The sequence below is a fragment of the Paractinoplanes globisporus DSM 43857 genome (genome assembly GCF_000379645.1).
Taxonomy (GTDB): domain Bacteria; phylum Actinomycetota; class Actinomycetes; order Mycobacteriales; family Micromonosporaceae; genus Actinoplanes; species Actinoplanes globisporus.
This window is the reverse complement of sequence record NZ_KB903356.1, coordinates 1-14504: the sequence shown is the minus strand read 5'-3', so window position 1 is coordinate 14504 and position 14504 is coordinate 1. Positions and strand designations below refer to the sequence as shown.

The 14504-nt window shown below is 72.4% G+C and carries 13 protein-coding genes; 8 read left to right on the top strand and 5 right to left on the bottom strand.

Annotation, left to right across the window (positions count from 1 at the left end; all coding sequences use genetic code 11):
- Positions 1 to 56 precede the first annotated feature (56 nt).
- The 3 genes from A3CQ_RS0146350 (at position 57) to dtd (ending at position 4658) form a co-directional block, all read left to right on the top strand.
- Positions 57 to 1241, top strand: coding sequence for an acetoin utilization protein AcuC (locus tag A3CQ_RS0146350; protein WP_026206949.1), 1185 nt, complete (start codon positions 57 to 59; stop codon positions 1239 to 1241).
- A gap of 9 nt (positions 1242 to 1250) precedes the next feature.
- Positions 1251 to 3797, top strand: coding sequence for a bifunctional acetate--CoA ligase family protein/GNAT family N-acetyltransferase (locus A3CQ_RS0146345; RefSeq protein ID WP_020517804.1), 2547 nt, complete (start codon positions 1251 to 1253; stop codon positions 3795 to 3797).
- A gap of 438 nt (positions 3798 to 4235) precedes the next feature.
- Positions 4236 to 4658, top strand: coding sequence for a D-aminoacyl-tRNA deacylase (dtd, locus tag A3CQ_RS0146340; RefSeq protein WP_020517803.1), 423 nt, complete (start codon positions 4236 to 4238; stop codon positions 4656 to 4658).
- On the opposite strand, the gene A3CQ_RS0146335 is transcribed toward dtd, so the two are convergent.
- Positions 4655 to 5443 carry a sporulation protein gene (locus A3CQ_RS0146335; RefSeq protein WP_026206948.1) on the bottom strand — a complete coding sequence of 263 codons (789 nt, stop codon included), beginning with the start codon at positions 5441 to 5443 and terminating at the stop codon, positions 4655 to 4657. The genes dtd and A3CQ_RS0146335 overlap by 4 nt on opposite strands.
- A gap of 289 nt (positions 5444 to 5732) precedes the next feature.
- Here A3CQ_RS0146335 and sigB point away from each other — a divergent pair, with 289 nt between their 5' ends.
- The gene (gene sigB, locus A3CQ_RS0146330; protein WP_169516379.1) at positions 5733 to 6686 is read left to right on the top strand and encodes an RNA polymerase sigma factor SigB; all 954 of its coding nucleotides are present in this window, start codon (positions 5733 to 5735) and stop codon (positions 6684 to 6686) included.
- A gap of 129 nt (positions 6687 to 6815) precedes the next feature.
- Positions 6816 to 6965 (top strand): hypothetical protein, encoded by a 150-nt coding sequence (locus A3CQ_RS61530; protein ID WP_157297160.1) that lies wholly within the window; start codon positions 6816 to 6818, stop codon positions 6963 to 6965.
- Between the two features lie 28 nt (positions 6966 to 6993).
- Here the strand turns inward: A3CQ_RS61530 and A3CQ_RS56425 are convergent, their stop codons facing one another.
- Both A3CQ_RS56425 and A3CQ_RS0146320 read right to left on the bottom strand, forming a co-directional pair.
- Positions 6994 to 7893: a phosphotransferase gene (locus A3CQ_RS56425; protein WP_020517800.1), complete on the bottom strand. Its 900-nt coding sequence runs from the start codon at positions 7891 to 7893 to the stop codon at positions 6994 to 6996.
- Positions 7894 to 7921: 28 nt separating this feature from the next.
- Positions 7922 to 8272, bottom strand: coding sequence for a hypothetical protein (locus A3CQ_RS0146320; RefSeq protein WP_020517799.1), 351 nt, complete (start codon positions 8270 to 8272; stop codon positions 7922 to 7924).
- Positions 8273 to 8558: 286 nt separating this feature from the next.
- Here A3CQ_RS0146320 and A3CQ_RS0146315 point away from each other — a divergent pair, with 286 nt between their 5' ends.
- Complete coding sequence (locus A3CQ_RS0146315; protein WP_020517798.1) at positions 8559 to 9209, top strand: HAD family hydrolase; 651 nt, start codon at positions 8559 to 8561, stop codon at positions 9207 to 9209.
- Positions 9210 to 9213: 4 nt separating this feature from the next.
- Here A3CQ_RS0146315 and A3CQ_RS0146310 read toward each other — a convergent pair whose 3' ends face one another.
- Together A3CQ_RS0146310 and A3CQ_RS0146305 are read right to left on the bottom strand one after the other, a co-directional pair.
- Positions 9214 to 11610 carry an ABC transporter permease gene (locus A3CQ_RS0146310; RefSeq protein WP_020517797.1) on the bottom strand — a complete coding sequence of 799 codons (2397 nt, stop codon included), beginning with the start codon at positions 11608 to 11610 and terminating at the stop codon, positions 9214 to 9216.
- A complete protein-coding gene (locus A3CQ_RS0146305) occupies positions 11604 to 12338 on the bottom strand; it encodes an ABC transporter ATP-binding protein (protein WP_020517796.1) in 735 nt (244 codons plus the stop codon). Before A3CQ_RS0146305 ends, A3CQ_RS0146310 begins: the two co-directional genes overlap by 7 nt.
- Positions 12339 to 12460: 122 nt before the next feature.
- On the opposite strand from A3CQ_RS0146305, the gene A3CQ_RS0146300 reads away from it, so the two are divergent.
- Both A3CQ_RS0146300 and A3CQ_RS0146295 read left to right on the top strand, forming a co-directional pair.
- Entirely contained in the window at positions 12461 to 13648 is a 1188-nt protein-coding gene (locus A3CQ_RS0146300) for a sensor histidine kinase (protein ID WP_063713681.1), read from the top strand.
- Positions 13645 to 14295 (top strand): response regulator, encoded by a 651-nt coding sequence (locus A3CQ_RS0146295; RefSeq protein ID WP_020517794.1) that lies wholly within the window; start codon positions 13645 to 13647, stop codon positions 14293 to 14295. Before A3CQ_RS0146300 ends, A3CQ_RS0146295 begins: the two co-directional genes overlap by 4 nt.
- Positions 14296 to 14504 lie beyond the last annotated feature (209 nt).

The window sequence follows — 14504 nt, the reverse complement described above, 5'->3', positions numbered from 1 at the left end:
CCTTACCCGAACGCGCTCCGCGAAAATTGTCGGAGCCGCGTGGCAGCATGACCGTCATGGCAGACCGAGCGACCGCCGTGGTGTGGGACCAAGCCCTGCTCGACTATGACATGGGCGACCACCCGCTCAATCCGGTGCGCGTCGAGCTGACCATGGCACTCGCCCGCGAGCTCGGCATCCTCGACCGCCCCGGGGTGCGGATGATCACACCACAGCCGGCCGGCGACGACGACCTCACCCGCATCCATAGCCCTGATTATCTCGACGCCGTCCGGCTCGCTCCGAGCGACCCGTTCTTCCGGGGCTGGGGTCTCAACACACCCGACAACCCCGTCTTCGACGGCATGCACGAGGCTTCCGCTCGCATCTGCGGCGCCAGCATCGCGGCGGCCGAGGCCGTCTGGGAGGGTACGGCCACGTGCGCCGTCAACGTCGCCGGCGGCCTGCACCACGCGATGGCCGCCCGGGCCTCCGGCTTCTGCGTCTACAACGACCCCGCCGTCGCGATCGCCCGGCTGCTCGACCGAGGCGCCCAGCGGGTGGCCTACGTGGATGTCGACGTCCACCACGGCGACGGCGTGCAGGCCGCCTTCTACGACGATCCGCGGGTGCTCACGATCAGCCTGCACGAGTCGCCGCTGGCGCTCTTCCCGGGCACCGGCTTCGCCGACGAGATCGGCGGCCCCTCGGCCGAGGGCATGGCGGTCAATGTGCCGCTCCCGCCCGGCACCGCCGACGCCGGCTGGCTGCGCGCGTTCCACGCGGTCGTCCCGTCGGTCGTGCGCGCCTTCGCCCCCGAGATCATCTTCAGCCAGTGCGGCGCCGACACCCACCGGCTCGACCCGCTGGCCGACCTGCGCCTGTCAGTCGACGGCCAGCGCGCGGCGTACGTGGCGATGCGCGGCCTGGCCGACGAGCTGTGCGACGGCCGCTGGGTGGCCACCGGCGGCGGGGGCTACGCCCTGGTCGAGGTCGTCCCGCGCGCCTGGGCCCATCTGCTCGCGATCGCGACCGGCGACCCGCTCGACCCCGGCACCCGCACCCCCGAGGCCTGGCGGCGGCTGGCCGCCGAGCGCTGCCCCGGCCGGGTCGTGCCCGAGACGATGACCGACGGCACCGACCCGCCGATCGAGCCGTGGGAGCCCGGCACCACGCCCGACGCGGTCGACCGGGCCATCCTCGCTACCCGGACGGCCGTGTTCCCCCTGCACGGCCTCGACCCGCACGATCCCCGCGACTAGGAGGCGGTCGTGGAGAAAAGCGCGGATGTCCTGCTCTCCGACGGCTCGGCCGCCCACCTGCGGCAGATCCGCCCCGAGGACGCACCGGCCATCGTGGAGTTCCACTCCCGCATGAGCGAACGCACGCGATACCTTCGCTACTTCTCGCCCTATCCGCGCATCCCCGAGCGCGACCTCGAGCGCTTCGTCAACGTCGACCACCACGACCGCGAGGCGTACGTCGTGGTGAGCGGCCCGCGCATCATGGCCGTCGGCCGGTACGAGCGGCTCGGCCACGACTCGCCCGAGGCCGAGGTCGCCTTCGTGGTGGAGGACGCTCATCAGGGGCGCGGCATCGGCTCGGTCCTGCTCGAGCACCTGGCCGACGCGGCCCGGGAAAACGGGATCACCCGCTTCGTCGCCGAGGTCCTCCCGGAGAACGGCGGCATGCTGCGGGTGTTCAGCGACTTCGGCTACCAGATCCAAAGGCGCTATGCCGACGGCGTGGTGCACCTCGAGTTCCCGATCGAGCCGACCGAGAAATCGCGCGAGGTGCAGGAGTCGCGCGAGCAGCGCACCGAGGCCCGCTCGATCGCCCGTCTGCTCGCGCCTCGTGGGGTCGCCGTCTACGGCGCCAGCGCCAGCGGCCAGGGCATCGGCGCCGCGATGCTGGGCCACCTGCGCGACGGGGGCTACACGGGAACGATCGTGCCCATCCACCGCCGGGCGAGCCGGGTGGCGGGCCTCCCGGCGTACCGATCGGCCACCGAGGCCGGCGTCGCGGTCGACCTGGCGCTCATCGCGGTGCCGCCCGAGTCGGTCGGCGAGGCGGTGGCCGACGCGGCGGCGAGCGGCGCGGGCGGCCTGGTGGTCGTCTCGGCCGGCTTCGCCGAGGCCGGTGCCGAGGGGGCCGCGGCCCAGCGCGCGCTGGTGGAGAGCGCACACGAGGCGGGCCTGCGCGTGGTGGGGCCCAACACCATGGGAGTCGCCAACACCGATCCTTCCGTACGCCTCAACGCCACGCTCGCGCCCACCTTGCCGGCGGCGGGTCGCGTCGGGTTCTTCGCGCAGAGCGGCGCGCTGGGCGTGGCCCTGCTCGCCGAGGCCGACCGGCGCGGGCTGGGCCTGTCCAGCTTCGTCTCGGCCGGCAACCGCGCCGACGTCTCCGGCAACGACCTCCTGCAGTATTGGCAGGACGACCCCGGCACCGACGTCGTATTGCTCTACCTGGAGACGTTCGGCAACCCGCGCAAGTTCGCCCGGCTCGCCCGCCGCATGTCCCGGGTGAAACCGGTTGTCGCGGTGGCCTCGGCGACCCGCCCGTTGGGGCTCGCCGGCGATCTGCCCGGGCCCGACGCGCACGCGGTCACGGCGCTGTTCGCCCGCTCCGGCGTGATCCGGGTCGACACGGTGCGGGAGTTGTTCGACGTCGGCCTGCTGCTGGCCCACCAGCCGTTGCCCGCGGGCCGGCGGGTGGCGGTGGTCGGCAACTCGTCGGCCCTGTCCCAGCTCGCGGTGGCGGCGTGCCGCGCGTCGGGCCTGGCGGTCGCCGAGGGCTATCCGCACGACATCAGCCCGCAGGCCGGCGCGCACGACTTCGCCGACGCACTGGCCGATGCCGCGGTCGACGATCGCGCCGATTCTCTGGTCGTGGTCTTCGCGCCCCCGCTGCCCGGTCAGCTCCCCGACGAGGACGACGACTTTGCCGCCGCCCTGGCCAGCGTCGCCCTGGCCGGGGAGAAGCCGACCGTGGCCACCTTCCTGCTCGGGAACCTCCCGCCCCGCGTCCCGGCCTACCCGTCGGTGGAGGAGGCGGTGCGAGCGCTGGCCCGGGTGGCGAACTACGCGGACTGGTTGCGCCGCCCGCCCGGCGTGCTGCCGGTGCTGTCCGACGTGGACCCGTCGGCGGTCGACCTCGACGGTCCGCCGGCCGCGCTGCTGGCGGCGTACGGCATCGAGGTCGTGCCGTCCACCCTGGCCAGTTCGGTCGAGTCGGCGATCGCGGCGGCCTCCGCGCTGGGCTATCCGGTGGCGCTCAAGGCGGCCGGCGGCGCGCTGCGACACCGCATCGACCTCGGCGCGGTGCGGCTGGCGCTGGCCGGCGAGGCTGATGTCCGGGCCGCCTACGGCGACCTGTCCGCCAGCTTCGGCCCCGACGTGCTGGTCCAGTCGATGGTCGCGCCCGGCGTCGCGACGGTCGTCGAGGTGGTGGAAGATCCGGCCTTCGGCCCCGTGGTCGGCTTCGGTCTCGGCGGCGTGGCCAGCGAGCTCCTAGGCGACCTGGCCTGGCGGGCGGCCCCTCTGACCGACCGCGCAGCCGCGGCCCTCGTCGACGAGCCCCGGGCGGCGCCGCTGCTGCACGGCTACCGCGGCTCCGCTCCGGTCGACCGCGCCGCCCTGATCGACCTGCTCCTGCGCGTGGGCCGGCTGGCCGACGACCACCCGCGCCTGCGCTCCCTGATGCTCAACCCGGTCCTGGCCCGCCCCGACGGCATCTCGGTCCTGCACGCCGCCACCGAGCTGGGCCCACCCGTGTCCCGCCCCGACACCGGCGCCCGCCGCCTCTACATGCCGTAGTCGGGTGCCCGTCGATGTCGCGCCCAGGCGCCCTGCCCGCCCGCCGCGTCGGCCCCGCCCGCCGCGCCCGCCCGCTGCGTCGGCCCCGTCGGCCCCCGCCCGCCGCGCCCGCCCGCTGCGTGGGCCCGAGAGTTCCCCTTGCCCGCCCACCGAGCCCGTCCGCCGACCGCGAGCGCCCCGCGGCCGCGGCATCGGCCCGCGAGCGCCCCTGCCCGTTCGCCGCGCCCGCCCGCCAACCGCGCGCCTGCCTGCCCACCGCGCCCGCCCGCCAACCGCGCGTCTGCCTGCCCGCCGCGCCCGCCCGCCAACCGCCCGCCTGCCCGCCCGCCGCGCCGGCCCGTGAGCCCCCTGCCCCCCAAGAGCGACGCCGTGCTCACCTCGTACACGAATAGGGTCTTAACGAGAATGGCGCTAACCGAGATGGCGGGAAGGGGCACGATGCGGGCGCTGGTGCAGACCGTGAGCCGGGCGAGCGTGACCGTCGACGACGAGGTCATCGGCAAGATCGAGGACGGGCTGCTCGTGCTGGTCGGCGTCACTCACGATGACACGCCGGCCAAGGCGGCCGAGTTGGCACGAAAGACCTATGAACTGCGGATTCTCGACGACGAAGCGTCCGCCTCGGACGTCGGTGCACCGCTGTTGGTGATCAGCCAGTTCACCCTCTACGGCGACGCGCGCAAGGGCCGCCGGCCGACCTGGAGCGCCGCCGCCCCCGCCGAGATCGCGGAGCCGCTGGTCAACGCGTACGTCGAGGCCCTGCGCGCCCGGGGCGCGACCGTGGCCACCGGGCGCTTCCGGGCGCACATGCTCGTCGAGAGCGTCAACGTGGGCCCGCGGACGCTGCTGCTGGAGATCTAGAAGAAGAGACCGCGCCGCTGAGCGGACTGCCGCAGCCAGTTGTCCAGCTGGCCGGCCCAGTCGACCTGGTCAACGGTCGCGTAGTCGACGGTGAACTTGCCGAACGCGTCGTGCCCCTCGCTGAACATGCCGCCGCGCTTGTCGATCTCGAGGATGACCTGAAGGCGCTGCGGAGTGGGGATGAAGGTCAGCTCCAGCTGGTTGATCCCGTGTGCGTACGCTGACGGCGGGTAGAACTCGATTTCCTGGTAGAACGGCAGCTGCTGCTCCACCCCGTACACCCGGCCGCGCTCGACATCCGCCCGGCTGAACCGGAACCCGAGCCGCAGCAGCGCGTCGAGGATGCGTTCCTGCGCGGGCAGCGGATGCACCGCCACCGCGTCGAGGTCCGATTTGTCGACGGCGCGTGCCACCTCGAGCTCGGTCGTGAGGCCCATGGTCATGCCGTGCAACTGCTGGCCGTAGACCTCGGTGATCGGCGTCTCCCACGGCACGTCGAAGCGGAACGGCACGTCGTAGTGCGCGCCCGGGTCGAGCCGGAACGACCCGGTCAGCCGCTGCCGGTGAAACTCCTGATCGGTGTTGTACTCGCTGTCGCCGCTCTCGACCTCGACCCGGGTGATCAGGCCGACCGCGAGATATTCCACGTCAACGGCATGATCGCCGCCCACGACCCGGATCTGGCCCTCGAGGAATCCGCCCGGCCGGCAGTTGGGGTTGGTCAGCTCCGTCTCGACGGACGGACCGCCCACACCCATCGCTCGCAACATCTTCTTGAAGACCATGAACCGAACCCTCCTGGACGGCGTTTGCAAGACATTATCGGCGTTCCACAACAGCTCAGATCCGGCATTCCACCCACTTGTCGGCTTGGCGACGTCAGGGTTCTCCCTGATTCATGCCACCTGGACGCTTGCCTCACCTCGGCTTAACGCGTCCCGGGCCAAGCTATCGATCACCGGCACGAATGCGGCTGGGAACGCACTAGACGGTTATCAGCGGGGAGGGGACTGAAAGGTGGTCCTGCAGATGAAGGCGTCGGAGACCGTGGCGGTAGTTACCGCCGACAACATCATGACCGACGGTGTCGAGCTCCTGACCGACCTGGACGCGACGGACGAGCGCGGCGTTTCGGCCGACCTGGTGCGGGCCTACTTGAACGGCATCGGGCGCACTCGCCTGCTGACCGCCGTCGAGGAGGTCGAGCTCTCCAAGCGCATCGAGGCCGGGCTGTACGCGGAGGAGAAGCTTCCCGAGGCCGGCGACGACCTCGCTCAGCTTCTCGAGATCGTCATCGCCGAGGGCAAGGCCGCCAAGAATCACCTGCTCGAGGCGAACCTGCGGCTCGTGGTCAGCATCGCGAAGCGGTACACGGGCCGTGGGATGGCGTTCCTGGACCTGATCCAGGAGGGCAACCTGGGCCTCATCCGCGCGGTGGAAAAGTTCGATTACACCAAGGGCTACAAGTTCTCCACGTACGCGACCTGGTGGATCCGCCAGGCGATCACCCGCGCGATGGCCGACCAGGCCCGCACCATCCGCATCCCGGTGCACATGGTCGAGCAGGTCAACCGCATGGTCCGGGCGCGCCGCGACCTGGCCGCCACCCTCGGCCGCGAGCCGAGCATCAGCGAGATCGCCAAGGCGATGGGCGTGCCCGAGTTCCAGGTCATCGAGCTGATCTCGTACGACCGCGAGCCCGTCAGCCTCGACCAGGCCGTCGGCGAGGATGGCGAGAGCGCGCTCGGCGACTTCGTGGCCGCGGTCGACGCCAGCAACCCGGCGAACAACGTCGGCCAGGGCGAGCTCCGCAACGAGGTGGAGATCGTCCTCGCCACCCTCTCGGAGCGCGAGTCCGCCGTGATCCGCCTCCGCTTCGGCCTCGACGACGGCCGCCAGCGCACCCTCGACGAGGTGGGCCGCGAGTTCGGCCTGTCCCGCGAGCGCATCCGCCAGATCGAAAAGGTCACGATGCTCAAGCTCCGCGACCCCGAGCGCGCCTCCCGCCTGGAGGCCTACGCCGGCTGACCCCAGCGTTGTTCTTTCGACCGTCCGGCGGAGCCTCCCCTTCCGCCGGGCGGTCGCATTTTCCCAAGCATTCGGCCGTACGAGGTTCAGCCCAGTCCCCGCCCACCGCGAACAGCCAGTCGGTGGTCCATGCCGTCCGCAGCCGCCGGGCTGACCTGCCTGGCCGGACCGCCCGTAGCCGCCGGGCTGGCCTGCTTGGCCGCGCCGTGCATAGCCGCCTGGCTGGCCTACTTGGCCGGGCCCTGCCTGGCCGCCGGGCTGGCCTGCGGCCGTCCGTAGCCGCCGAGCGGACCCGCGTGTCCGGCGGTCAGCGACCGCCGTTCCGCACGCGGGCGGCGGCCGTGCCTAGCATGCCGACCTCCTCGGCCGAAAGCGTGAGCTGCCGACTCCGGAGCGCGACCGCTTCGTCGAGCAGCCGAACCGGGTCACCCGGCGCCAACTCGAGAAACCGATCGAGCATGACCCCGGCATCCACCCCAAGCGGATGCTCGATCGACCCGATAGCGACCTGCGCCAGGATCAACGCGGTAAAAGCCGTGTCGAGGTCCCCCGGCCCATCACCCGCGTTCCGCCAGTCGATCACCATCGGCCCGCGCTCCGTCAGCAGAACGTTCTCCGGATGCAGGTCAAGATGCACGATCGTCCCCGCCCCGGACCGAGCCGGCACCTCGTGCAGCCGACGCAGCAGCTCAGCGAGCACGACGGCCCCGTCCGCCATCGACAGCCGGCCGGTCATAGCCGCCTGCGCCATGGTCGGCCCGTGCAGCCGCTCCATCACCATGTCGCTCCCGCGAGCTGCGTACACCACCGGCACGGGATACCCCTGCCCGCCGACGTAGGCCATAACCGCAGCCTCACCCGCCGTATCGGTCGCATACCGATACCGCCGCAGCACCCGCCCGTCGCCCAGCAGAAAGACATCCGCCTCCCGCCCGGCCGCAAACGGCTCCGCCGAAACGGGGTCGACGTCGAGCAGCTCCGCGCCACCAGCCACCACATCGCGCGCGCTGCCGTCGCTGGCCGCCGCGTCAGACACGCGCTCACCACTGGCCGCCGCGTCGCCCGTGCGGCCATCGTCCGCACCTGCGTCGCGCAGGTGCCCGTCGCTGGCCGCCGTGCCGCGCGGGTGCTCACCGGGGGTGGCCGTGTCGCTTGGGCGCTCGGCGTGGGCCGGGATGCCCGGGATGGGCGGCCACTGATCTGTCACGCCGCCGACGGTAGCGGCCGCGTGCGGGTCAGTCGATCGCGTTGCTGCTGGCGTCGCTCGTGTAGCTGTCGACCGGGGTCTCCATGGCGCCGGTGGTGGCGTCGCCGGTGGTCGTGTTCGCGACGCCGGGACCCGACCGCGGGTGCGTCCGGAAGCTGTTCGGCCCGGCCGTGCCGCCGGTGGTGGTCATCACGCCGTGCTCGGGGTGCGGCCCGCCGTCCTGCAACTGGTCGACGTCCGAGCCCGCGGCCAGTGTGCTCGACAGGCCGGGGTCGTCGTCGCCCTTCTCCGGACGGTAGTCGTCCGGCTCATCGAAGGCCCCCGGACCGTAGTCGCTGCCGGCGATCTCCCGCTCGATGCTCTCGTACGAGTCGCTCATCTTCGTATCCCTCCTACGCACCGGCCACCGGATAACCGAGGCCGTGACACGCTGCGACGTTATCCGCCCCGGACGGTCGCGTGAACCCGTCGAGGCCGTCCAGACCTACCGCCCGCCCTGTCACGTCCCCGCAGGCAGGGCACGGGCGGTCGGGGGACCCCTCTTCTGCAGGTCGCTCCGGTGGCAACATCCGGCGCTGCTATCATGACCGCCGCAGTGGCGTTCGTCTCTGTGACCCACGTCGCCGGCGCCAGACTCGGTTGACCGGGCGCGGGACGATGCTCGCGTGCTCAAGGCGGTCATCTTCGATCTGGACGGAACGATCCTGGACACCGAGACGCCGGAGTTTCTTTCGTGGCAGGAGGCGTATGCCGCCCACGGGGCAGAGCTCGATCCGGCCGTCTGGTCGCAGGCAATCGGCACGTCGGACGCGGACTGGGATCCGTACGCCCAGCTCGAGGTGTTGATAGGCGGCCCGGTGGACCGCGCGGCGCTCCGGGCGGCCCGCGAAGCCCGCTTCGACGAGCTGGTGGCCGACGCCGAGCCTTGTCCGGGCATCGTCGCGTGGCTGGACGAGGCCCGCGACCTCGGACTGCTCGTGGGGCTGGCGTCCAGCTCGCGTGCCCCCTGGGTCGTACGCTTCCTGGACGCGCTGGGCCTGCGAGACCGCTTCGAGGTGCTCGCCACCCGCGACCGTGTCGCACGTAGCAAGCCCGCTCCCGACCTGTACGAGCTCGCGCTGGACGAGCTGGGCGTGCGCGCGGAGGAAGCCCTCGCGGTCGAGGACTCGCCGAACGGCGTCGCCGCGGCGAAGGCGGCCGGCATCTTTTGCGTAGCGGTGCCCAACCCGCTGACGGCCGGCCTCCCGCTGGACAAGGCCGATCTCGTGCTGGGCTCGCTGACCGAGAGATCGCTCGAGGACTTCGCCCGAGTCTGAGGCCTCATGACAGCTCCCGGTCCGGCTCGAGACGGGCCATCCGGGCCCGAGCGGGAATCACGCTGGCGGCCAGGGCCAGCAGGAGGCAGGCGGTCACCGCGATCGCCGCGATCGGCCACGGGACGGTCAGCGCTACGGCGTTGCCGGTCTGTGCCCGCAACCCGGCTGTGCTGCCCCAGAGTGCCAGGACCGCGGCCGCCACGCCGAGCACCGCGCCAACCGCGACGACCAGCGCCGACTCGCCCGCGACCGCGAACAGCACCTGCCGCGGCGTGGCGCCCGCGAGACGCAGCAACCGGTAGTCGGGCGCGCGCCGCGCGGTGGCCATGAAGAGTGTGTTCGCCACGGCGAGCGCCCCATAACCGACGGACACCCCGATCAGCAGCATCGTGAAGATCCAGACAAGCCGGTCTTCCTCCGCGTCTGCCTGCCGGGCGTAGCTGTTCACATCCACGACCCGTGCGCCAGCCGCGGCCAGGCTCGGCCCATGCGGCAGCGGCGTGGCCGCGTCGATCCCGTTGGGCGATGGGGCGGCATTGGCCGGTCCGCCGGGAAGGGACATGGCGGCGGCCAGCGCCGAGGGGTCGTGCTCGCGGACCGTAGCCCGGCTCACCACCAGCTCGGCCGGTATTGCGTCGTTGCGGGCGACCCCGACGACCCGCAGTGGCGTCCGCACGCCGTCGGCGAAGGTCACGTCGATCGTGTCGTCGAGCCCGACCTGCAGCCGCGCCGACAGGGACTCGTTGACCACCACGTTCTCGGGCGTGACCAGGGCGCGCGCCGGCACGGGGCTGAACGGTGCCGCCGGGTCGATTCCGGTGGTGGCCACGACCGTGTCGTTCGGGTTTTTCAGATAGAGCACGGTCGGCAATGGAGCCTCGGGTGCCACCGCATCGCTCAGGCCCGGGGTCCCGTTCGGCACCAGGACCGTTCCGGCGTGCGCGGCCTCCGCCCGCGCGGCCGCGAAAGCATTTGTCGAGGTCTGCACGCTGCCGGCGATGAACACCGCGAACGCCATGGTCAGCAGCACCGGCGCGGCGGTCGAGGCCGTCCGCCGGGCTCCGGCGAGCGTGCTCTCCCTCATCACCATGCCGATCGGCCCGGTCGCGGGCCGCAGCAGGACCCGGACGAGCAGCGGCACGGCAGCGGGCGCCAGCGCCGTCGCGCCGATCACCAGCGCCATGGCCCCGGCCAGCGCGAAGGTGCCCAGGTCGCTGACGTCGTCGGTGAGAGCTGTGGCGATGCCCGCGACGACTCCGGCAACCGTGAACGAGAGCCCCACAGCCCACCGGGACCGGGACATCGGCCTGGCCTCGACCTCCGCCTCCCGCAGCGCCTCGAGCGGCCCGACGCGGGCGGCGCGACGGGCGGCGGCCAGCGAACCGACGACCGCGACGAGTGGACCGGCGAGGACACCGGCCAGTACCGGCCAGAGGTGAATACCGACCGCGAACGAGGCCGGCTCGAACCCGGCGCCGACCAGAACCCGACCGATCAGCGGCGCGAGCAGCAGGCCCAGCAGCGTCCCGGCCAGACCGGCGACGGCGCCGACGACCGCGGCCTCCCGGATCACCAGTCGCCGGACCTGACGGGGTGTCGCACCGGTCGCACGCAGCAGCCCGATCTCTCGTCGTCGCTGGTGCACCGTGAGCGCCGCGGTTGAGGCAATCACGAAGACGCAGGCGAACGCGGCAAGCGCGGCCATGGCGCTGAGCACCTGCAGGCCTATCCACCGGGTGCGCGCGTCGGCGCGCGGCTCCAGGTCGCCCAGTGACGAGCCGTGCAGGACGGTTGCTTTGCCTGCGCTGGCACGTATGGCCGCCAAGTCGGGCTGCCCGATGAGGCCGATCATTCGTACGCCTGGTGCGAGGACTGCGGCAGTCGCATCCGATACGTACAGGCGCTCGGCATCGATCTGGCCGGTGACCCGCCACGGCGCGGGGCCGGTCGCGGTCAGGATCGTCACCGTGCCGCCGACTGGGATGCCCCACCGCCGGGAGACAACCACCTCGCGGTCGGCTCGTGGGGGTTGACCCGCGGCCAGCCGATCGGGTGCCAGGACGGCGCTCGCCCAGCCGTGACCCTCCTGAGCGGCGGCCAGCGGGCGGCCGTCGAGCACCGGCTGCGCGTAGAAGCGACGGTCGGGGACGGCCGCGGTGACACCCGGAATCGCGGCCAGGCGCCCGGCCAGCGCGACCGCCTCGGCGGACGACCACGGGCGCGACTCCGGGAACGGGTCGGCCGGGGTTGTCACGCCGGGGCTTCGCACGGCCACGGCGACGGCCGCAAATCGCTCAGGAACGCGGGGTGCGGCCGAGGCGAGCAATGTCAGGGTGAGCGTGACAACCACCGTCCCGAAAAGAACCGCGACAAACGCACCCAGCCGATCGCGGGTCAGCATGTCTCCTCCACCGCGGCCATGCGGGTCGCGATCGACTCGGCGGAGGCGGAGTCGAGCCGGTCGATGAGCCGGCCGTCGGCCAGCAGCAGCACCTGGTCGGCCACCGCGGCCGCCACCGGGTCATGGGTGACCATCACGATGGTCTGGCCGCGCTCGTCGACCAGGTCGCGGAGCATCGCGAGCACCTGGCGGGAGGTGTGCGCGTCGAGCGAGCCGGTCGGCTCGTCGGCGAAGACCACGGCCGGGGCGTTGAGCAGCGCGCGGGCGATCGCGACACGCTGCTGCTGGCCGCCGGAGAGCTCGATCGGGCGGTGGCGGGCACGGTCCGCGAGGCCGACCCGGGCCAGCGCCTCGTCGAGGTCGGCCGGCTCGACGCGGCGGCCGGCCAGGCGGGCGGGAAGACCGACATTCTGCCCGGCGGTGAGCGATGAGATCAGGTTGAACGCCTGGAAGACGAATCCCACGCGCTCGCGGCGCAGCAGGGCGAGGCCGGTCTCGTCAAGCCGGCTCAGGCCAACGCCGTCGAGCACGACCTCGCCCGAGGTCGGCCTGTCCAAGCCCGCGGCGCAATGCAGCAGGGTCGACTTGCCCGAACCGGACGGGCCCATGACCGCTGTGAACGTGCCGGCGGGCAGGTCGACCGTGACGCCGTCGAGCGCGGTCACCCGGTCGGAGCCGGCGCGATAGTCCTTGCGTAGATCGCGGAGCGACACCATCGGAATCGTCATGGCCAAGGACGATCGCGGATGGGACGCCGTGAGTCGTCCGACCCAGGTACACAATTGGTGATCACCAATTTCAGACCCTGGTCTGACGCGCTCGACGCCCCTCCCTCATTAATGTCGCCGGCATGACGACTGCCGCGCCCTCCGTGCTTCTCCGCGGACTGAGCCGCGGCCAGCTGCTCGCCATCGACGCGCTGCTGGCCGTGGCGGTTGCGCTGCTCGGCTGGAGTGCCGCCGTGGAGGCTCCCCTCCCGCCACGCCCGTCGTGGCATGAGCCGGCCTGGCTGTCGGTGCTCACGGGCGTCCTGCTGGCGGCGCCGGTGGCGGTTCGCCGGCTCCGGCCCGAGGCCGCGGCGTGGGCCGGGTTGGCCCTGGCTACGGCGGCCGTCGGCAGCGGCGTGATCCCCGACTATGCCGGGATCGCCCCCATGGTCGTGCTGGCCCTCGTCCTCTACACGGTCGGTACCGATGTCGAGGTGCGTCGCTCGCTTTGGCTCGTGCTCATCTCTCTTGCGGTGGTCGGCGTCGTGTTCGGGTGGACGGTGAGGGAGCCGTTCGAGGTCGGCCTCGTCCTCTGGGTGCTCGGCCTGTGCTGGACGGTCGGGCTCACGGTCCGCGAGCGCCGGGCCTACGCCGCCCGCAGCCATGAACAGGCCACCGAGCTGGCGCTCGGGCATGAGAGGCTGCGCATCGCGCGCGACCTTCACGACATCGTGGCCCACAACATGAGCGTGATCGCGGCCCGGGCCGCGGTGGCCGACCACATCGCCGATGACCAGCCGCAGGAGATGCGGGAGTCGCTGCGGATCATCGCCGCCACCAGCCGGGAGGCGCTGGCCGAGCTGCGCCGGGCGCTCGGGGCCTTGCGGGCGGAGGCGGTCGTCGTGCCGACGCCGGGGCTCGCCGATCTGGGCGGTCTCGTGGCGTCCGCGCGGTCGGCGCGGCTCGCTGTCGATCTCGAGCTGCGTGGCGACCGGGCGGTCCCCGAGGGCGTCGGGGTCGCTGTCTTCCGCATGGTGCAGGAGGCGCTCACCAACGTGCTCAAGCACGCGCGGGCGACGACCTGCCGGGTCGACATCGACATCGGGCGCGGCGAGCTGCGGCTCGAGGTGACCGACAACGGTTCGGGCGGAGCACGTGACGCAGGGTCGCGCGATAACGGGGCCCGTGAAGGCGGGATGCGTGAGGGTGGAATGGGACAGGGTCTGATCGGCATGCGAGAGCGGGCGGCGATGTTCGGCGGTGATCTCATCGCCGGCCCGGGGCCGCAGGGTGGCTGGGTGGTGGCGACGACCCTGCGGTACGCGTCATGAGCGCCGAGGTGAGAGTTGCCCTGGCCGACGATCACGCGCTGATGCGGGAGAGCTTCCGGCTGCTGCTCGATCACACGCCCGGGTTGTCCTGCGTCGGCGAGGCCGGCAACGGCAAGGAGGCCGTCGAGCTCGCCCATCGCGAAGAGCCCGACGTCATTCTGATGGACGTGCGGATGCCGGAGATGAGCGGCATCGAGGCGACTCGCGAGATCTGCCAGGGCGACGCGGGCCTGGATACCAAGGTGATCGTCCTGACCACGTTCGACCTGGACGAGTACGTGTTCGGGGCGATCAGGGCGGGCGCGAGCGGGTTCCTGCTCAAGGAGGTGCTGCCGGGGGAGCTGATCCAGGCGATCCGGGTGGTCGCGGCGGGCGAGGCGTTGCTGACGCCGGCGGCCACGCGCCGGCTGATCACGGCCTTCGTCGCGCAGCCCGAGCGGCCGGTGAGCTCGTTGCGTGACGTCACCGCCCGCGAACGGGAGGTCCTGACCCTGATCGGTCGAGGCCGCTCCAACGAGGAGATCGCGGCCGAACTGCACGTCGGCATCTCGACCGTCAAATCCCACATCGGCCGCCTCCTGACCAAGCTGAACGCCCGCGACCGAGCCCAACTGGTCGTGGCCGCCTACGAGTCCGGCCTCCGCTGAGGCGACCCGCGATCGGCCAGGGTGACGGGAGGGCGACCGATGGCGGGCGACGGCGGGCGAGGGCGACGGCGGGCTGGGGTGACGGGTGCGCGGGGGTGACGGGCGGGCTGGGGCGACGGGCGGGCTGAGGCGACCGCGGGCTGGGGTGACGGGCGGGCTGAGGCGACCGCGGGCTGGGGTGACGGGCGGGCTGAGGCGACCGCGGGCTG